Source organism: Paenibacillus sp. D9, from assembly GCF_001188365.1.
Taxonomy (GTDB): domain Bacteria; phylum Bacillota; class Bacilli; order Paenibacillales; family Paenibacillaceae; genus Paenibacillus_O; species Paenibacillus_O humicus.
Window position 1 is genome coordinate 1,068,449 of the sequence record NZ_JZEJ01000001.1, and the last position, 18,449, is coordinate 1,086,897.

General features: G+C 57.0%; 20 protein-coding genes and 1 pseudogene. 6 read left to right on the forward strand and 15 right to left on the reverse strand.

Annotation, left to right across the window (positions count from 1 at the left end; all coding sequences use genetic code 11):
* Nucleotides 1-261: 261 nt before the first annotated feature.
* On the forward strand, nucleotides 262-1,512 hold the full coding sequence (locus VE23_RS04970; RefSeq protein ID WP_049867475.1) for a DNA glycosylase AlkZ-like family protein: 1,251 nt from the start codon (nucleotides 262-264) through the stop codon (nucleotides 1,510-1,512).
* 57 nt (nucleotides 1,513-1,569) lie between these two features.
* On the opposite strand, the gene VE23_RS04975 is transcribed toward VE23_RS04970, so the two are convergent.
* Nucleotides 1,570-2,076, reverse strand: coding sequence for a DinB family protein (locus VE23_RS04975; RefSeq protein WP_049867476.1), 507 nt, complete (start codon nucleotides 2,074-2,076; stop codon nucleotides 1,570-1,572).
* 158 nt (nucleotides 2,077-2,234) lie between these two features.
* On the opposite strand from VE23_RS04975, the gene VE23_RS04980 reads away from it, so the two are divergent.
* Together VE23_RS04980 and VE23_RS04985 are read left to right on the forward strand one after the other, a co-directional pair.
* Nucleotides 2,235-2,828, forward strand: a complete 594-nt coding sequence (locus VE23_RS04980; RefSeq protein WP_049867477.1) for a CGNR zinc finger domain-containing protein — start codon at nucleotides 2,235-2,237, stop codon at nucleotides 2,826-2,828.
* Nucleotides 2,825-3,301, forward strand: a complete 477-nt coding sequence (locus VE23_RS04985) for a GNAT family N-acetyltransferase (RefSeq protein ID WP_049867478.1) — start codon at nucleotides 2,825-2,827, stop codon at nucleotides 3,299-3,301. The genes VE23_RS04980 and VE23_RS04985 overlap by 4 nt, the downstream gene beginning before the upstream one ends.
* Before the next feature lie 79 nt (nucleotides 3,302-3,380).
* Here the strand turns inward: VE23_RS04985 and VE23_RS04990 are convergent, their stop codons facing one another.
* The 4 genes from VE23_RS04990 to VE23_RS05000 form a co-directional block, all read right to left on the reverse strand.
* On the reverse strand, nucleotides 3,381-4,169 hold the full coding sequence (locus tag VE23_RS04990) for an SDR family oxidoreductase (RefSeq protein ID WP_049867479.1): 789 nt from the start codon (nucleotides 4,167-4,169) through the stop codon (nucleotides 3,381-3,383).
* 91 nt (nucleotides 4,170-4,260) lie between these two features.
* Nucleotides 4,261-4,425 carry a hypothetical protein gene (locus VE23_RS26360; RefSeq protein ID WP_021878597.1) on the reverse strand — a complete coding sequence of 55 codons (165 nt, stop codon included), beginning with the start codon at nucleotides 4,423-4,425 and terminating at the stop codon, nucleotides 4,261-4,263.
* Between the two features lie 270 nt (nucleotides 4,426-4,695).
* Nucleotides 4,696-5,760, reverse strand: coding sequence for a lactonase family protein (locus VE23_RS04995; RefSeq protein WP_049867480.1), 1,065 nt, complete (start codon nucleotides 5,758-5,760; stop codon nucleotides 4,696-4,698).
* A gap of 142 nt (nucleotides 5,761-5,902) precedes the next feature.
* Nucleotides 5,903-7,783: an LTA synthase family protein gene (locus tag VE23_RS05000; RefSeq protein WP_049867481.1), complete on the reverse strand. Its 1,881-nt coding sequence runs from the start codon at nucleotides 7,781-7,783 to the stop codon at nucleotides 5,903-5,905.
* A gap of 118 nt (nucleotides 7,784-7,901) precedes the next feature.
* Here VE23_RS05000 and VE23_RS27280 point away from each other — a divergent pair.
* Nucleotides 7,902-8,339 (forward strand): annotated as a pseudogene (locus VE23_RS27280) (IS1595 family transposase); the annotation flags it as partial.
* A gap of 61 nt (nucleotides 8,340-8,400) precedes the next feature.
* Nucleotides 8,401-8,916 carry a GNAT family N-acetyltransferase gene (locus VE23_RS05005; RefSeq protein ID WP_084781305.1) on the forward strand — a complete coding sequence of 172 codons (516 nt, stop codon included), beginning with the start codon at nucleotides 8,401-8,403 and terminating at the stop codon, nucleotides 8,914-8,916.
* 182 nt (nucleotides 8,917-9,098) lie between these two features.
* Here the strand turns inward: VE23_RS05005 and VE23_RS05010 are convergent, their stop codons facing one another.
* The 3 genes from VE23_RS05010 to VE23_RS05020 are packed head-to-tail and all read right to left on the reverse strand — an operon-like array spanning nucleotide 9,099 to nucleotide 11,949.
* Nucleotides 9,099-9,413, reverse strand: coding sequence for an HNH endonuclease (locus tag VE23_RS05010; RefSeq protein WP_021878590.1), 315 nt, complete (start codon nucleotides 9,411-9,413; stop codon nucleotides 9,099-9,101).
* Between the two features lie 41 nt (nucleotides 9,414-9,454).
* On the reverse strand, nucleotides 9,455-11,488 hold the full coding sequence (locus VE23_RS05015) for a peptidoglycan D,D-transpeptidase FtsI family protein (protein WP_021878589.1): 2,034 nt from the start codon (nucleotides 11,486-11,488) through the stop codon (nucleotides 9,455-9,457).
* Nucleotides 11,485-11,949, reverse strand: coding sequence for an SACOL1771 family peroxiredoxin (locus VE23_RS05020; RefSeq protein ID WP_048748520.1), 465 nt, complete (start codon nucleotides 11,947-11,949; stop codon nucleotides 11,485-11,487). The genes VE23_RS05015 and VE23_RS05020 overlap by 4 nt, the downstream gene beginning before the upstream one ends.
* A 181-nt stretch (nucleotides 11,950-12,130) precedes the next feature.
* Between VE23_RS05020 and VE23_RS05025 the strand changes: the two genes are divergently transcribed.
* Nucleotides 12,131-13,165, forward strand: a complete 1,035-nt coding sequence (locus VE23_RS05025) for a HoxN/HupN/NixA family nickel/cobalt transporter (RefSeq protein WP_049869637.1) — start codon at nucleotides 12,131-12,133, stop codon at nucleotides 13,163-13,165.
* 251 nt (nucleotides 13,166-13,416) lie between these two features.
* On the opposite strand, the gene VE23_RS05030 is transcribed toward VE23_RS05025, so the two are convergent.
* From VE23_RS05030 to VE23_RS05060, 7 genes are all read right to left on the reverse strand, one after another.
* Entirely contained in the window at nucleotides 13,417-13,635 is a 219-nt protein-coding gene (locus tag VE23_RS05030) for a cold-inducible protein YdjO-related protein (RefSeq protein WP_021878586.1), read from the reverse strand.
* A gap of 108 nt (nucleotides 13,636-13,743) precedes the next feature.
* Nucleotides 13,744-14,496, reverse strand: coding sequence for a GNAT family N-acetyltransferase (locus VE23_RS05035; RefSeq protein ID WP_049867482.1), 753 nt, complete (start codon nucleotides 14,494-14,496; stop codon nucleotides 13,744-13,746).
* Nucleotides 14,497-14,678: 182 nt separating this feature from the next.
* Complete coding sequence (locus VE23_RS05040; RefSeq protein ID WP_048748521.1) at nucleotides 14,679-15,113, reverse strand: organic hydroperoxide resistance protein; 435 nt, start codon at nucleotides 15,111-15,113, stop codon at nucleotides 14,679-14,681.
* Between the two features lie 112 nt (nucleotides 15,114-15,225).
* Complete coding sequence (locus tag VE23_RS05045; protein ID WP_048748522.1) at nucleotides 15,226-15,615, reverse strand: hypothetical protein; 390 nt, start codon at nucleotides 15,613-15,615, stop codon at nucleotides 15,226-15,228.
* A 164-nt stretch (nucleotides 15,616-15,779) separates the two neighbouring features.
* The gene (locus VE23_RS05050) at nucleotides 15,780-16,121 is read right to left on the reverse strand and encodes a hypothetical protein (protein ID WP_021878582.1); all 342 of its coding nucleotides are present in this window, start codon (nucleotides 16,119-16,121) and stop codon (nucleotides 15,780-15,782) included.
* A 55-nt stretch (nucleotides 16,122-16,176) separates the two neighbouring features.
* Complete coding sequence (locus VE23_RS05055) at nucleotides 16,177-17,169, reverse strand: serine hydrolase domain-containing protein (protein WP_048748523.1); 993 nt, start codon at nucleotides 17,167-17,169, stop codon at nucleotides 16,177-16,179.
* Between the two features lie 275 nt (nucleotides 17,170-17,444).
* Entirely contained in the window at nucleotides 17,445-18,356 is a 912-nt protein-coding gene (locus VE23_RS05060) for a MarR family transcriptional regulator (RefSeq protein ID WP_049867483.1), read from the reverse strand.
* Nucleotides 18,357-18,449 lie beyond the last annotated feature (93 nt).

Genomic DNA, 18,449 nt, shown 5'->3' on the forward strand with positions numbered 1-18,449 from the left:
GTACTCCGGAGGGGATCCAAAAGCATTAGACAGGACGGTCAATCCCGCTTGGTCACTCTGTCAAAACAACCGGCCCGGCAGATGCCGAGATGGGATGAAATCAGACATGAAGCTGACGCATTTCGTCTGGAAAAATAATGCTGAAACGGCCTTTCGGTATCGAAGACATTCCGGTATAATCCCAATCAGGAACATCCGTTCCCCGTTTCCGAATGGATAGGAGGCCGGCTCGAACGGATACAGGAAAGCGAGGCTTGAACCATGGGGAAAAATATCGTTCAACTATCCTCAGCCGAAGCGCGCCGCTTCATGTTGGACCATCAAGGCCTTGGACCGACGCCGGAATTCGAGGGCAAGGAAGGCATTCTCTCGTTCATCTCGCGCGTAGGCTGCATCCAGTTCGATCCCCTGGACCAGGCCGGACGCAATGCCGAGCTTGTCCTTCAGTCCAGAATTCCCGGCTTCAGCCCCGCGATGCTGGAGGAGCTGTTATATGACGACAGGCGGCTGCTGGACGGCTGGGACAAGGTCATGAGCATCTACAGCAGCAGCGATTGGCCCTATTTCGCCCGGGAGCGCCGGCAGGCGCATGACCGTTACGCCGATATCAAGGAGATCCGCGAGCTTCTTCCTTCCGTCCGCCAGGCCTTCCGGGATCGGGGGCCGCTGCTGTCACGGGATTTGGAGCACAAGGAGAAAATGGACTGGGCGTGGGCTCCGGCTAGGGTATCGAGAGCCGTTATGGAAAGCATGAATCTATGGGGCGAGCTGATCGTCCATCACAAGCAGCGCAACCAGAAAGCCTACGACTTGGCCGAAAAGCATTTTCCGGAAGCGCTCCTGCAAGCGCCCGATCCGAATCCGTCCGAGCAGGACTACCGAAAATGGAGGCTGATGCGCCGGATCGGAGGCGTCGGCCTGCTGCCTTACCGCGCTTCCGATGCATGGGTCGGCACGCATTTCATGAACACGGCCGACCGCAAGCGGGGATTTCTGGAGCTGCTGGAAGACGGGCTGCTCGTGCAGGTCGAAGCCGAAGGGCTGACCGCCCCTCATTTTGTCCGCAGCGAGGACTGGGAGCGCTGGAGCTCCTCTTCTCCGGCATCGCGCTGGTCCAGCCGCCCGCCGCGGACAAGCGTGCTCGCCGCCCTCGACAATCTGCTGTGGGACCGCAGGCTGGTCAAGGAGCTGTACGGCTTTCATTATGTATGGGAAGTGTACAAGCCCGCCGCGTCGAGGCTGTACGGCTATTATGTGCTGCCCGTCCTTTGCGGCGACCGCATGGTCGCCCGTTTCGAGCCCGGCCGGATCAAGGGAAGCAAGGATCGCCGCATCATTCTCGGATGGTGGCCGGAGCCGGGAGTCGAATGGAACGAAGAAATCCGCGGCAGCGTAAGGCAAGGCTTCACCTCCTTCCGCCGTTATCTCGGCTGCGAGTCGTTCGAGCTGTCCCCTGCCGCGCTGGCTGCCGACCCCGAGCTCGATGCGCTCGTGAACGCTCCTTTTCCATGACAAAAAAGCCGCCAGGCTGCGACTTGCGCAGCCTGGCGGCTTTTTCAAGGCATGCTTTCAGTCGAACGATCGAGTTGGCGACCAGGAGCCCTGCAGCTTGCGAAGAAGGATGATCTGGCCGCAGTGATAAGCATCATGCACGTACAGGCTTGTAAGCCAAGGTCCAGCCGGGCTGTCCTTGACAACATCCTTGTCGTACACCGCATCATCCATGGCTTGAATGATGAATCCGATTTTCGCATGGGCTTCGGCCAGACGTTTCTTCGTCGCCTCCCAAGCTTCGCCTTCCGCTCCGTTGACAGCCGGCTGGAACGTGTCGGTGTTGCTGATCCGCGGCTGAGCAGGAGCCTCGACTCCGTACCACTTGTTCAGAAAACGCTCTTTGTAGAAGATCAGATGGTGCACGTTCTCGCGGATCGTATTCCCTGCCTCGCCTGGCGGCCGCCAGTCGGCCTGCTCCTCCGTTACGCCTTCCAGCGCCATGCCGAGCGGCGGCTGCCAGTCCTCCTTGTCGTAAGCATGCTCCCAGCCTTTCTGCAGCAACTCCGTTTTGATTCGGGCCATTGGTTGTCGTCCTCCTTGTAGAGAATGGGATGTAACGATATAATGTCGTATAGCCGGTTACGTGATGCTGACGATAGTATACCCGAAACCGCTTTAGATGTAACGATCTATTTTAGTTTAGAACGTTTCATACTGAACCGGCATGGAGGATGGGCATCATGATCTGGGAAGATTACTTGAACAGCCAGTGGTACGATTGGAGAGGCAGCGGCGCGAGCGAGGACCGGCTCGAACGTCCCGCCTGGAGATCTCAATTTTTGACCGAGCACGCCCTCGTCGATCCCGGTCCGCCTTCGCCTGAGGAGCTTCAAGCGATGCGGACGCTCCGCGGCAGCCTCAGGGAGCTGACTTCCCGTATCAGCGACTCTGTCCGTGTCGAGGAGGCTCCTCCTTTATCCGATACCGATTTTGCCTGCCTCAACTCCTCACTCGTCTCCAGCCCCTATACCAAAAGGCTGTCCTTCGGAAATGGAGCCCTCTCTCTCGTCGAGATTCCCTCGGAATCCGGCTGGCAAGGCATCATGGCGAAAATAGCCGCTTCCTACGCGGACTCCCTTGCCCATGGAGAGCTGGAACGGTTCCGAATATGCGACAATCCCGACTGCCGCTGGATTTATTACGATACGACGCGCAATCGCTCGAAGCGCTACTGCGACGATAAATGCTGCGGCAATCTGATGAAGGTCCGGCGCTTCCGCGAACGGGCCAAAACCGCTTCAACCACGAGCAGACGAAAGAAGGATGAAAAATGAACGAATCCAAATTCCAGGCCGAATGTCTTGACGTAACCGACGCAGCCGTATCGGAGCAATTGCGCGCCTTGCAGACGGCCGCCTATCGGGAAGAGGCCCGCCTGATCGGCTTCGACGGCATTCCCCAGATCGGGGAAACCCATGAAGCTCTGCTCGCCTCCCCTGCCGTCTTCTACGGCTGCCGTCTCGACGGCAGGCTGGCCGGCGCCGTCGCGATCGAGCGCGAGCCTTCGGGCATCGTCACGATCGCCCGCCTTGTCGTCCACCCCGATTTTTTCAGGCGCGGAATAGGGAGTTCCCTGATTCGCTTTGCTCTCGGCCTGTACCCGAACTCCGAATACCGGGTGTCGACAGGCACGGCCAACGATCCCGCAGTGCAGCTCTATCTCCGTTTCGGCTTCGAGGAGAGCGGCCGGGTCGAGATCGTTCCCGGCGTTTGGCTGACCGGTCTCCGCAGGAGCCCACGGCCGTAATCGTATTCCAGCTCGTCCTGCCGGTTATAAAAAAAAAAAAAACGCATGGCGCTCATGACGCCATGCGTTTTTTTTTGGCTTACAGCAGCGACTCCGCTCCATCCACGTATATATCGGTGCCCGTAACGTGGGAGGACAGATCGGATGCCAGATAAGTGACGAGATCCGCGACTTGGGCAGCCTTGCCCGGCTTGCCGGCGAGAGGATGGGAGCCCTCGGGATATTCCACCGGTATCGCAGCTTCCTCGGCTTCCTTGGTTTTGATCGTGCTGTCGTCGATATGGGTGTTGATCGCCCCCGGACAAACGGCGTTCACCCTGATCTTATGCGGGGCGAGCTCCAGCGCAGCCATCTTCATGAAGGCGACCTGCCCGGCTTTGGAGGAGCTGTAAGCGCTGGCGCCGGTATTGTTGAAGATCCGGTTGCCGTTGATGGAGCTCGTAATGATGATGCTGCCGCCGTTTTTCTTGAGATGCGGAATGCTGTACTTCACCGTGAGGAACGTGCCGCGCAGATTGATGCCAAGCGTCTCGTCCCAATCGTCCACATCCAGGTCCTCGATCGTCGTCCACACCCCGTTGATGCCGGCGTTCGCGAACACGACGTCGATTCGCCCGAAACGCTCGTATACGGAACGGATGCCAGCCTCGACCGCAGCGGCGTCGCTGACGTCGGTCGCCGTCACGATAGCCTCTCCGCCTTCGCTTTGGATTTCGTCCCTGACTTTCTCGGCATCATCCGGTGTGCGGTCCAGAAAACCGATCTTCGCTCCATGACGGGCAAAATCAAGCGCGGCGGCTCTCCCGATGCCGGAGCCACCTCCTGTAACGATCGCCACTTTTCCTTCCAGCAGCCGGCTGACGGTCATCTTTCATCATCCTTTCGATTATGTATCCTAGTTTTAGAATGGCTTCCATTCATCTATAGAATACTTAATCATCCCGATAACGGATGAATCGTCAGCGGTAGACCGGCTGGCTGTGAGCGGCGCTTCCTTGCAGCTCCGGCGCTGCCGGCTCCGCCGGAAAGTCGGAAGCCGGAGGGGCGAGCAGGACAGTGCCCGCGATTCCAGCAAGAAGAAAAAAGATGACAGCAAGCAATTTCGCAAATGGCATGTCCCGCATTAAATGGCCTCTTTTCGATACATTATATTCACTAATTTTATTATTTCGATTATATCAATCAATTTCCTGCTGATTTCAATCATTTTAATAAATTTAATTTTCGACAGGAACACGAGATTCCCGATGTCCATCTCTCCCTCTCCATTATTCAGTCCCATCCTCGCCGCGATCCCAACGCTTTTGCCGGATGCACCGCATGCCGCCTTTCCCTTATCTTCGCAACAAAAAAACAGGCAAGCAGTCCACTGCTTGCCTGTCGCTCACGAAGGCCTATAGGTTGAAAGGCATGACGCAGACCGGCTGCGAGACTTCAAAGCTACGGTCTGTATACTGAAGCTTGCCGGATTGGCGGTCGACACGGAAGAGAGCGATGTTGTTCGTATCTTTATTCGCAGCGAACAGCCAGTTCCCATCCGGCGTCAAGGCGAAATGCCTTGGATGCTCTCCCTCGGTATGGATATGCTGAACCGGCTCCAGCCGACGGCCCTCATCCGATCCCTCATAAACGACGATGCTGTCATGCCCCCGGTTCGAGCCGTAGACAAAGCGTCCATCGCTGGAGACGGCAATCTCGGCGCAGGTGTTCTCCCCTTCGTAGCCCTCCGGTAGCGTCGGAAGATAATGAAGCTCCGTCAAGCCTCCTGTTTCCGCATCATACTCCAGCACGCTGACCGTTGAATCCACTTCGTTGATGACATATGCGATATGGCCGTCCGGATGGAACGCCAAATGCCGGGGTCCGGCTCCCGCATGGATGTCATTGTCCCGCACAGGCTTCAGGGCGCCTTCTTCAACGGCATAGGTACGGATCAGATCAAGGCCAAGATCCTGGACGAACACATACCGGCCATCGGGGCTGAACTGCGAGGAATGCGGATGCGGGCGGTCCTGCCGTTCCTCGTTCACGCTATGGCCCTCATGCTGCTGCTGGTCCAGCCTCGGACCGATCTTCCCGTCTGCGTCCAGCTCCATCAAGCCCACCATGCCGCCATGATAGCTGACGACGACGAGATGGCGGCTGTCCGGATCCCGCTGGATATGGCAGGTCGGGCCATCCGTAGTAGCCGCTTCGCTCAGCCTTTCCAGAGAATTGACCAGCGGATCGAAACGGAACGAGACGGCGGCGCCCGTTTTGCCTCCTTCCGGCGATTTTCCCTCGGAAATGGCGTACACAAAACGTCCGGCCGGATCGATGTTCAGGAAGGTCGGATTTTTGAGCCCGTCCGCCTCCGCCAGCAGATCCAGGCTGAGCTCGTCTTCATTCCAGCGGTAGGCATACAAGCCGCTTCCATCCGGTTCCGCATAGGAGCCGACGAATACATACAATGGGTCCATGTTTCAACCATTCCCTTCTGCCTTCATGTTTGGTTTGTTCCTCAAGTTTTCGTCAGTTTCATCTCATCATGTCCTTCAAGTTCTTCCTGTCCTTCATGCTCTTCGTCATGCCTGCTATCGGCCGCCTCTCCGGTCACAGCAGCTACCGCTTGGGCAGAAGCTTCACATACGCATCCGACAGCCCGAGCAGCTTGATCGTGTAATCGTAATCGCTCCGGTACTTGGAGAAGTCGGCGACCGGCTGCAGCGTCTTCAAGGAGACCGCCTTCCCGTCCTCGAATCCTTTGCCCGGCACGAACAGGATCTCTTCGTTGATGAACGAGCCCGACGGCAAGTAATAACGTTCTCCGAGAATATTGCGGTCGGTATTCAGCAAGTCGCGTCCGAATGCAGTGAAGCCTTCTTTTTTCAGCGAGATTCCCATCAGGTTGGCGACGGTCGGAAGAATGTCGAGCTGCCCTCCGATTCCTTCGACGACCTTGCCCTGCTGGCCGGGAACTCGGATGATGAGCGGAATGTTGAACCGGGAAATCAGATTGTGATAAGGAATTCCGAGCTCCTGCTGGATGAAGGCCGGATCGTTGCTCTGAGGCTGCAAGCCGAAATGATCGCCGTAAATGACGAGAGTCGTGTTCTCCCATAACCCCTCGGCCTTCAGCCTGTCCACCAGCATCCCGACGGCATCGTCCGTGTAATGGATCGCCTGCAGGTAATCGCCGAGCTGCGAGCCGGCCAGGGATTCATCTTCGATCAGAGTCTGCTTGTCCTTCGGGATTTGGAACGGAAAATGGCTCGATGTCGTGATCAGATGGGCGTAAAACGGCTTCCCTTTTCCGCTGAGCTCCGCCATTTTCCCTGCGGCGACCCGGTACAGCTCCTCATCCGATGCGCCGAAGCTGTTGAAATGGTCGTTGTTGTAGAACGGCTTGTCATAATACTTGTCGAAGTTGAGCGCCGGGTACAGCTTGTTCCGATCCCAGAAGCCCACATTGTTGATATGGAACGTATTCGCCTCGTATCCTTCGCCTTGAAGAAGTCTCGGCAGGCTCGGAAGCTTGCGGTTGCCGTAGCCGGTGGACATGGCGATCGTCCCGGTCGGGTAGATGGACGTGTTCGTCATGAATTCCGCATCCGACGTATTCCCCTGGCCGATCTGCTGGAAGAAATGAGGAAAATAGTATCCCTCGTCCGCGAGCTTGTTCAGGTTCGGGGTCAGTTCCTGGCCTTGCAGCTTCAGATGGATCGGGAAATTCTGGAACGCCTCCATCTGGATGATGACCAGATTCGTCCCCTTGGCGGCTCCGAACTCCTGAAGCGGCGCCGATTCGTCCTTGCGGTACGGATACGAAGCCTGCAGCTCCTCGATCTCCTGAATCGTCTTGCCGATATCGCCGGACGCAATCTCCTTGTTCTCCTCGCGGATCTTGATCGCGCTGACGACCTGATAATTGAAGACGCCGACGCTCTCGGCCTGCGCCAGCTCGCTCTGGGTCGCCTCCGCATCGCGGATGAACCAGAAGCTGCCGGCGAGTCCGGCAACCGTAAGCAGGGCCGCAGCCGGCTTCCATAGTCCTTTGCGTCCCTCGATTTTCCGTCCGCGCGTCCGGCGCAGCATCCATATCACGGCAATCAGGATGACGTCCGCGAAGTAGATGTAGTCCATCGGCTGGATGGTCGCGTCCACGCTCTCCCGGATCCCATAGACCTGGTTGAGGTTTCCGAGAGCGGTATAGGTCGCCACAGAGCCGAAATGGCTGAAATACAACGTGATCGCAAACAAGACGAGAGAATAAACGAGATTGAACCCCCAGTAGGCGGGTCCTTTGCCGCGGCGCGGGGTTAGAAGCTCCAGCAGCCCCGCCAGCACGAGCAGGGATGCAAAGTCGGCGACTACGGCAAGCGGCTCCAATCCGCCGAACAGGTTGTACCGCATCCACTCCAGCTTGGCCAGCATCAGAACGAACAAATAATAGAAAAGATTGCGGCCTTGAGAACGGGAGCCGGCTCCAACAGATTTCAACATATCGAATCCTTCTTCCTGGTGGCATCCTGCCATTTTCACCGTATCAGTATATCATAACGCAGGAATGCTTCGCATGAACGGGCTCCAAGCCCTGGCTGCCAACGGGCTCATTTGAGAGCGTGACCGTCAGAAGATGGCCTACTCTGGTTTTCTTGGGCGTGGTTGTATCAAGACAACGAAGTTGGACGAAGCGATCGGCGGGCATTTATCCGACTCAAACGTGCTTTGCACGGATTCGTGGAGGGCGTTTAGCTCTTATGCGAATTCAAAAGGTTCGGCTCATTACCGATTCAAATCCGATGGAAAACAGCGCGTTAAGGGCGTTTACCATATCTAAAACGTGAACAGCTACCACAGCCGCTTAAAAAAATGGATGGACCGCTTCAATGGCGTTGCAACCAAATATTTGCAGCACTATTTGACATGGTTCCGTTATATAGACAGCAAGGAATATGAGAATACCTCATCGAAAAAGAAGAATATGTTGTTCAAATCGTGCTTGTTCACTGTTGACGACACGAATAAAAAGCTTCGGCTGTCTGCTTACTCCTGTTAAGCTAACTGGCAGGATAAGAAATTTTGGAAGGTTATTGATGCAATAGAAAGGTGGGAGAGTTTTGATCGAAACAAAACGTCTTATAATTAGAGAAATGGTGCAGTCCGATTATGATGCATTGTGCGGAATATTGTGTGATGAGGAAGTAATGCGTGCTGCTTATGGAAGAGAATTCAACTTAGAAGAAGCACAAAATTGGCTTAACAGACATCTTAAAAGATATGAAGAATATGGTTTTGGACTTTGGGCTGTTGTATTGAAAGAAACAAACGAAATGATTGGTCAATGTGGCTTGACAATGCAAGGCTGGAGAGAAAAAGAAATTTTGGAAATAGGATTTTTGTTTCAAAAAGCATATTGGCACAAAGGTTACGCAGCAGAAGCGGCAATTGCTTGCAAGGAATACGCTTTTTCAGTTCTTAATGCAATTAGGGTTTATTCTATTATTAGGGACACAAATATAGCCGCTCAAAAAGTTGCGGTTCGAAACGGTATGAATATTATTGATAAAGATACTAAGAATTTTAGGAATATAGATATGGAATTTTTTCTGTATTCTGTTGAGCGAACAAAATGAGCAGGTGAAATTGAAAAAGGTTTCCATGATGAACCCATATCCTGGTTGAAATTGAGCTAACGGACAACGATAGCTCAATGAACCGCCTTCATTCAATGGGGTTTTCTTATGCTCAAAAATCAACATCTGAGTTTAACATAGCCAAAAACAAAAACCGCCGAAATGGCGGTTTTTGTTCCGTCTCAATGCTTATTGCGGACGCGGACTGATTTGCGGAGCTTGGGCATGGAAGATGGCGGCTGCTTGCGGATGTAACGGATAAAAGCGGCGATCGCTTCGTCCGCCCGCAAAGCGTCGAGTGTCGTCAGCTCGCGCAGCACGAGGTCTGCATTGGTGTAAAGCGCGTGGATCTGGCGATGGCAGGGAGGGCAGAGAAGGGCTGTGCCTTTAAATGTTCCGCCCTGCTCCCGCGGCGTAAGATGATGCTCGGTCAAGCTGACTCCGGATCTCCCGCACAGCTCGCAGCGGCCCTTCGCCGTTCCGGTCTCCATTGACATGGGTCAAGCTCCTTCATGGACTTTTCCATCAGCTTGCCCGGTCAAGGATGGGTTGATGCTTTTTTCGGTACGCCGTTAAGCCCGACCGCCTGGTCGTAGGCGTCGAAGATTTGACGGGCGACCGGCGCGGCTCCCCAGCCGCCGTAACCGCCCTCGGGAATGACAATCGCGACGGCCAGCTTCGGCTTGTCTGCCGGAGCGAAGGCGATGAATACGGAATTTTCCACCTTCACGCCGCCCGCAACGGTCTGCTGCGATGTTCCTGTCTTGCGCAGGAAAGAATAGCTGACCCCTTCGAAGCCTTGCACGCTTACTTTGGCCATTCCTTTGTAGATCGTGTTCCAATAGGAATCCGGGAAGGTGACCTGGTTAAGCACCTCGGGCTTATACGATTGGACGACGTTGCCTGACGGATCGAGAATTTCGTTCACGAATTGAGGCTTCATGCGCTTGCCTTTGTTGGCGAGCATGGAAGCGTACTGGGCCAGCTGCAGCGTCGTATATTTGCCGAGCTGCCCGAAGGAGGATCCGACAAGCGCGGAAATATTGCTGGACTCCTTCGCATCATGCGTATAGTCCTCCACGCCCTTCTGCTCGCCGAGCAGCCCGCTTTCCGTCGAAACGCCGAGGCCGAATTCCTTCATGTATTTATCCCATACGCCGACAGCATCCTTGCCGTATTTTTTCAGCAGCCGCTCGCCGACCATGGCGGACATGAACGCATTGGAGGAATGGGCGATCGCTTCGGAAGCGTTGATGTATCCGTTCGCTTTGTTGCTCGCATTCCGGATCGTCCTCTCGGAGCCTGTGGAACCGAATTTGTAGTAGCCGACATCATGGTATTCCTCCGTGGCCGAGAACAAGCCCTCATTCAAACCGATCAGAATGGAGAGCGGCTTCTGCGTCGAACCGAGGTAGACGAGAGAAGGAGTATGCTTCGTCTGCTCCTTGTCCGTCGCATACGGAGGCGATACAGAGCGGATCGTGCCGTTCCTCGTAAAGTAGAACAGCTCTTCCTTGGAAGGCGTGCCGTCCTTCCACTGGTTCGGATCGTAGTCCGGCATGCTGGCCATGGCGACAACTTTGCCGGTATCGACCTCCATCGCCACGGCAAAGCCGATCTTCGCCTTGTTGCCGGCGTTCTCCGGCTTCGTCGTCGAATGGCGCAGCTTGTCGATCTGCTCCGTCATCGCTTTCTGCGCCGTCAGCTGCACGGAGCGGTTGATCGTGAGCACGAGATCGTTGCCGCGGGTCGGCGCCTCGACTTCCGGCGGACCGATGATCCGCTGCAGGCGGTCGACCGGGAACGTCTTGACTCCGTTTTTGCCGCGCAGCTGCTCCTGGTACAAGTACTCAAGCCCGTCGTAACCGACCGTTTCCTCCGGCGAGTATTTCTCCGTCGGATCCGTTATTTCCTTGATCGCGTTATACTTGGTCAGCGTCTCGGGGGCGGTGCGGTAGCTGCGCAAGTAGCCGACGAGCTGCACCGCGACTTTGTCGGAGTCATAGTTCCGCACGTTCTCCTCGACGATGTCGACGCCCTTGAACTGCTCCTTGTTCTCCAGGAAATAAGCGATTTCCTTATTGTTGAGGTCCGACTTGATCTTGCGCGGCACGGAAATCGTGTTCGTCCGGAAGTTGAGGTCCATCTTCTTCTGGATTTCCTCCGCGGTGAGCTTGCCTTCGGGATCATCCTTGTCGGTGAGCCTCGCGAACACCTCGGCCAGCTTCTTGCTCATCTCGATGGCGATCTCCGGCTTGCGCTCGTCCTGGACGGTATACGTAAGCGTCTGGGTCGACGTCGAGAAGGCGATCGGCTTCTTGTCGGAATCGAGGATGTCCCCCCGGAACGGAGGAATGGCCACCTTGCTCGTGCCCTGCCATTCCCGCTGCGCCTTCAGCGTCGGTCCCTCTACGAACTGCAGCACCGCCAGCCGCACGATCAGGATGCCGAACAGCACGAAAGCGGCAAAAAAGAACGCATTGAGCCGAAACATGAACTGCCTGCGGATGACATAGTCCTTCTCTTCATCCCTGCCGACGATTTGCGGAGGCTTGCCGTTGGCGCCCTTCATGGCTTGCCTCCTTTCTCTTGCCCGATCGCGATTTCAGGAACAGCCGACACGGCGACATTTCCCCGCAAGGCCTTGGATATCATGCACGTCCGCTCGGCCTTCTCCGCCAGCTTCCCCGCCGTATCCGCCTGGCGGACAGAAGCGGAAGCAGGCAGCAGGATATCAGGCTTATGCGTGATCGACACATACGTATACACGCCGCTTGTCGTATCGACGACCGCTTCGGACCGCAGGGACAGCCTCTCCGGCTCGATGCCGGAACGCTCCAGCATGGCGGCGAGCGTGATGAGATAACAGGTCGATGCCGCTCCGAGCAGCATCTCGTCCGGATTCGTTCCGATGCCCGGACCGTCCATGACGGAGGGAATGGAGACAGCCGCATTCAGCCCTCCGGCTGCAATCGTCCCCTCTCCTCCTCTTCCCCCCTGCCATTCGGCTTGAAGTGTGAAAAGATGTTCCATCTCGCGCTCCTTCTATGACCAAGCATGAAATAATTGAACGACCGTATCCATTCATGAAATAAAAGCTGACATCATTATTGACCGCTTCGAAATAGGATGGTACATTTTCTAAAACTTTTAGCGATGCGCAGCGTCCATCCGCTGTGAAACCCGCCTCGAAGGGATGTAACCTGACATGTCCATGCCTTTATCCTCCTCCGCGCCCGCATCCGTCCGCAAAGACCGTTCCTGGGCCGCATACGCGGCTGTCGTCCTGCTTCTGCATGCAGCCGGGCTCGCCGGCCTGTTCCTGGCTGCAAGCCATCATCCCGCCTTCTGGGGACTCGGAATTCTGGCGTATACGCTCGGACTCCGGCATGCATTCGATGCGGATCATATCGCTGCGATCGACAATACGGTGCGCAAGCTCGTCGAGCTCCGCCGCAGTCCTCTGGGCGTCGGCTTCTATTTCTCCCTCGGCCATTCCAGCGTCGTATTCCTCATGGTGCTCGCCGTCGCCCTTTCCTTCCAATGGGCGCAGGAGCGCCTGCCGGCCATGCAGGAAATCGGCGGCCGGATCGGCATCACCGTCTCCGGCACTTTCCTGCTGCTCATCGGCCTGGCCAATCTGGCCGTCCTCATCCAGCTCTTCAAGCTGAGCCGGATATACCGGGAAGCCGAGCATCGGGAAGAGCTCGCCCGGCTGCTGGAGTCGCGCGGCTGGATCGCCAGGCTCGTCAAGCCGCTGACCGCCTTTGTCGGCAAGAGCTGGCATGTCTATCCGCTCGGGTTCCTGTTCGGACTCGGCTTCGATACGGCGACCGAAATCGGACTTCTCGCGCTATCGGCTACGGCGGCTGCGAGCGAGCTGCCCGCCTTCGCCATCCTTTCGCTCCCGATCCTGTTCGCAGCGGGCATGAGCATGCTGGACACAGCGGACGGAATCTTCATGACGCGTGCCTACAAATGGGCGGTGCAGTCCCCTGTACGGCATCTTCGCTACAACCTGACCGTAACGTTCCTCTCCGTGACGAGCGCCCTGTTCATCGGAGGCGTCGAAATCGTTCAGATGCTGGACGGCTACTTGCATTGGCAGTCTCCGATCATGAAAGCCGTCGCCGCACTGGAATTTTCCGAGCTCGGTTATATGCTTGCAGCCTTGTTCGCCCTATCCTGGGGAATATCCTGGCTGGCCTGGAGAATAGCCGACGCGAAGGCCAAGGCGTCCCGAAATTGAGACGAATATGGACAGCGAAAAGTTTCCATCTTCCGCGTCTGGTGCACATCTCCTGCCGGCCGCCCTATCAAGCGCGGAGAGGCGTTCAGGAGCTGGAGCCTAATGACCGGCGCCGCCCGGCTCCAGCTGTTCTACTCGTCTTATTGTACCATATCGCACCGCATCGAACATGTCTGTCCGGACCTCTTCATCTAATAAAACTCGCCCCCGGCCTGCCATCAGCCGGGGGCGAAATCAGGTAAGCTGCCGGATTACAAGCCGTACTCGTCCTTCGGCTTCGGCTTGCGCTTGATTTTATTCTGTACGGCAGGCAGATGCCTCATGCTCCGCAGCATCGGGCCTTTGCACATCGGGCACAGCTGCGACTCGGCCGCGAATTCGTCGCGGACCCATGCCTTGCAGTCGGCGTTGCGGCATTTCCATATTTTTGTAGGAATCAGTTCGGGTTTCGTATCTTCGGAAGTCGTCAAGAGGGTGCATTCCTTTCTTATGTCGGGTCAGTCTGTTGACGCCGTCCCGTCGCAGAGACAGCCTGACTACTATACACCTCTGATCCTCGCAAAGTAAAGACTTGACAGCTATTCCGGCTGCACCCGGTACCAATACGGATAAGCCTCGCGATAGCCGAGCTTGGCGTACAACGCTTCTGCCGGCTTGTTGCCGGTGACGACCTGAAGATAGCTCTGGCGCACTCCGCGCTGCGCCGCCCAGCGGTACAAGCCGCGGATGAGCTCGGCAGCGTGACCGCGTCCCCTGCAGTCAGGAGCCGTCACGATGTCATAGAGCCCCAGGTAATCCCCGTCAAGCACTCCGACTCCGAGCGCGACCGGCCGGCCTTGAGCATACAAGACAGCGAAAACGCGAGGCAGCGGCGAGGAATCGAACATGGAGACGAAGGTTTTCTCCTCGCTCGCTTTGAGCCCGTTCCACTCCACAAGCAAGGACAGCCAGTAGGATCTCGGCTGGTCCTCCAGCACGAGCTCGCCCGCCCCTGCCGGCACAGCGGCCGGTATCGGCGTTACCATCACCGTGGATGGATCTGCGATCCGGTACCCGCGTCGCGCAAGCACGGAATCGAGATGCTCCGGCTCCGTGAACGGCGTGATCTTGAAGATGGCAGGCTGGCCGGTCTCCCGGTAAAACTGCTCGCAGCGGCTGATTTTATGTTCCAGATGCTGTTCCATCGGACCGAAATGATGCAGCGGCTGAACCGAATTGGATCTCTTTGTATACCCTTGATTGGCTTTGACGAGCCATCCGCCCAGGCTTCTTGTCTGCAGAGCCGGCCAGCTGTTGAGCGCCGCCTCTTCAACTTCATAGTATGCTTTCAATGGAGTCCCTCCGAATCTGACTGAATCTCATAGGTATAAATATACTTTATTATTTATTTTTATTCAATTTTCTTTTTCCTATGCCTGCATTCCTGGTTAACGAAAAAAAACATCCTCCCCCTGAGGGAAGGATGCCTATGGCCGATGTCTCTTCAGACCTGCGCGGACAGGAGCCATGTTTTTCAGGCCTGCGCGGCTTGACTCTTCAGCACATTGAGCTCGACCTCGATGTTGCCTCTTGTCGCCTTGGAATAGGGGCACAGCTCATGGGCTTTTTCAGCCAGCTTGCGGGTCTGCTCCAGCTCCGCTCCCGGAATGGATATATCCAGCCTTACCGCCAGAGCGAAGCTTTCCCCTTCCTTGAAGATCGACACATGGCCGGTCACCTCGGCTCCGCCTGCATCGATTCCCTGCTTGCGGGCAGCGAGCTGAAGAGCGCTTTCGAAGCAAGCCGAGTATCCGGCCGCGAACAGCTGCTCCGGATTGGTCGCTTCGGCGCCGCTGCCGCCCAGTCCTTTCGGCATCGCCAGCGGCAAATCCAGAACGCCATCCGATGATTTGACGCTGCCCTGACGGCCGCCGCGGGCCGTTACCTCCGCTGTATAGAGTGCATCCATGTTGCCTCTCCTCGCTTTCGGTTCATTCATTCGTACATGCTTGAATATAACCTTCCGGACCCGATTTTAATCGCAAAAAATCCTCCGGGAGGACATCCCCGGAGGATAGCGTTCAAATCAGCTTCATGCCGCTATAGGTTCCGATGAGCTGCAGCATCCGGTTCGGGAGCGGCAGCACGAACTGCATCGCGCCCAGCGCAAAGCGTCCGCTCCGGTTATGCATCATCGCCGAGGCGACCTGGATGCGGTAAGACGGTCCTTCCGTGAAGCTGACCGCGTATTCGGCGGTCCCATCCTGATAGGCGCGTAATGGAGCCGCAGGCTTCTTGGGATTGGCGAACGGCACGATGCTAACCATGTCCTCCAGCTTCAGATGATAGTTGGCATGGGGTTTATGATAGATAAGTTCGGAAGTGGTGACGGTCATGCCGAAATCCGGCTTTTTGATCGATAAGAGCAGAGTTCCCTCCAGCTCGCGAACGGGAATGAAATCGGAATTCAAGGGCGCTGCCTCCTTTCGGTTAGGTACCAGCATATCATAAACCGGCGCTTCCGGCCAAAGTCCGGCTCCATGCCAAACAGCGCCTGCGAGGGACCGGCAGAGGCCGGATTCCAGCAGGCGCTGCGGTTCCGAACGAAAGGCGGTTCCGTTGCCGTGCGAGACGTCTAATGCGTTTGCTGTCCGCCGGAAATGCTGCTCCGGACTTCCTGTTCGGCCGCGCTCACTCGTTCCTTGAGCTTGCGGATTTGCCTCAGCTGCGCGTCCGCCTGCACCTGGATCTGATTTTCCATCATGCTCAGCTCGTGGACGAGCTCCTGCATCGTGTTCACCAGTCCGCGGACTTTCTCGCCGCTGCTGTCCGCTCCCGCACGGTGCAGGGCGGCCTTGCCGGCCTCCTGATCCTGGATGCGCTTCATGCGCACCTGCTCCTGGAATTGCTCATAGCTCATCGTAAGGCTGTTGATCTCCTCCGAGCCGGAAGCTCCCTGCTGTCCATTCATGTTCATCTCTGATTCCTCCTATTGGGGCTGCTGCCTGGATATCCTTAGGATGCCCGCTTTCTCACCAAGTATGTCCAGTCGCGGCCGGGATGACCAGCTCCGTCAGGACGCGGCGGGAATAGATCGACTTGTTCCGTCCGTCCAGGCTTTTGCGCACTACGACCGTCATGTCCAGCGACGGAATGACGAACAGGTATTGTCCCCCGTATCCGAAGGCGAAATAGTAGCCGGGGCCGTCCTGCTTGCTTTCGGGGGACACCCACCAATGATAGCCATAGCAGCCGTAGATGGACGGCTCGTAATGAAGAAGACCTTTATGATGAGGCTTCTGCGAGTCCGCGATCCAATTCGGAGGAATGATCGCCTCGCCGTTCCATCTTCCTTGCTGAAGATAAAGCCTTCCGAACCGGGACAAATCCTTCATGCTCATCGACAGTCCGGCGCCAGCCTCATGCCCTTCTCCGAGCCGGTTCCATCTGGCGCTGCCGATGCCGGCCGGACGGAACAGATTTTTGCGGGCGAACGAGGGCAGGCTTTCCTGCGCGGCGCGGGTGAGAATAACGGAGAGCAGCTGGGAGCCTCCCGTATTGTACGTAAACGCCGTTCCCGGCTCATGCGCGAGCTCTCTCCCCAGGACGAATGCGGCCGGTGATGCGGCCTTCTTCATCTCCCAATACGGCTTGTCGAAATCCGGCCAATCGAGGCCGCTCGTCATCGTGAGCAGATGCTGTATCGTAATGTCCCGCTTGCGGGGATCGTCTTCGATCGCCTTGGCGATCCCTTCCTCCTCCATGTCCAAATAAGAGAAGACCGGGTCTGAGACGCTGCCGATCAGTCCCTGTCCGACCGCGATTCCGATCAAGGCCGACAGCACGCTCTTCGTGCAGGAATAGATGGAAGCGGGACGATCCGGGCCGCCGGCCGTCCACTCCAGCAGAACCTTGCCGCCTTGCTCCGCATAAATGCCTTTGATTTTCCAGCTGTCCAATTGCATGGCCTGCTTGTCCGTCAGCATAATGGCCGAACCGCATCGGGACGCTGCCGTTGCCGTCATGGTGGATACCCCCTTGCCGATCCCTGCTAATAGAATGATGCCGGATGCTCCGGCTTATTCGAATGGATTCCAATACACGCCTTCTGCTTTATTGAAACAGTCGGACCGCTCCAAGTCAAAAAGAGTTGTCCGGATGCCCGGATATGCATCCCGCCGCGCAGGCCATCCGTCGACGGCTATCGGCTCTACCGGCGGAAAAACAAAAAAGGCTTCGCGCCTCAATATCGAAGCGCGAAGCCTTTCGTCGATTCCCTGGAGAAGTCGGCCGATGCCGATCAGCCCGTCTTGCGCAGCTGCAGGCCGCTGCCCAGACGCTGCAGCAGAATAGCCGACAGCTCCTCCGGCCGGCTCCAGACGATCGGAGTCAGTCCTTCCAGATGAGGCAGGCTATCCGCGCCGCCGTCCTGCACCGTCCAGATGACGGGCACGCCCGAAGCCGCGGCGCTGCCTGTCGCCAGATAAGCCTCCGGCGGATTGCCGGTCAAGTCGGCCAGCAGCAGGTCGGCAGCAGCAGCCTGCTCGAGCAGGCTTCGCCCGTCCTCTTCATCCCGGGTCAGGATGCGCGGGATGTAGCCGCATTGCTGCAGCAGCGGCAGCACATGGCCCGCCCACTCCGGCAGCTCTCCGCCCTTGTCGGCGAACACCAGCGCGCAGGTTTTCGCCGTGCGGCCGGATACGGCCAGCTCCGCGCGGCTCCATCCGCCTTCCGTCAGGCTGAACGTCGATCCCGTCCGTTCGATGAGCTCCTGCTCTCGCAGCATCTCGATGACATAGACCATCTCCTGCAGGTTCTGGGAGTAGGTCAGATTATAGCTGCGCGACAAGCGGTGGATGACGACCGGATCTCCCGGCGACTCGCTGTTCCTGCGCAAGAAGGCCAGCAGCCTGTCTGCTTTCGCTTCGACCGTCGCAGGCACCTGCGGTGATGCCGGCAGCGTCTCGACCTGCTCGAGGTCTAGCCGGATTTCCTTGCCGCAGTCCGCCATTTCCCGTATATATGCCGACGCCAGCGGGAACAGCTCGCGCTGCCGCGGATAAGAGAGCATGCCGAGCCGGTCGTATGTTCCTTCGGCCAGCGAATATTCCGCCCCCGGCGCGCAGTCGCAGCCGATAAAGCGCTCTTCCTGCGCCGGGCCGGCCTTCACCGGCACGATCGCGTCGCAAAACAAACATCTTTTTGTATACATGATGATTCCCTCCAATACCAAACCCTTCGTCCCAGTGTACAGGACTTCAGGGGGCACAGTCGGTTAAGGTTCTCTCATGAACCTCTAACGATT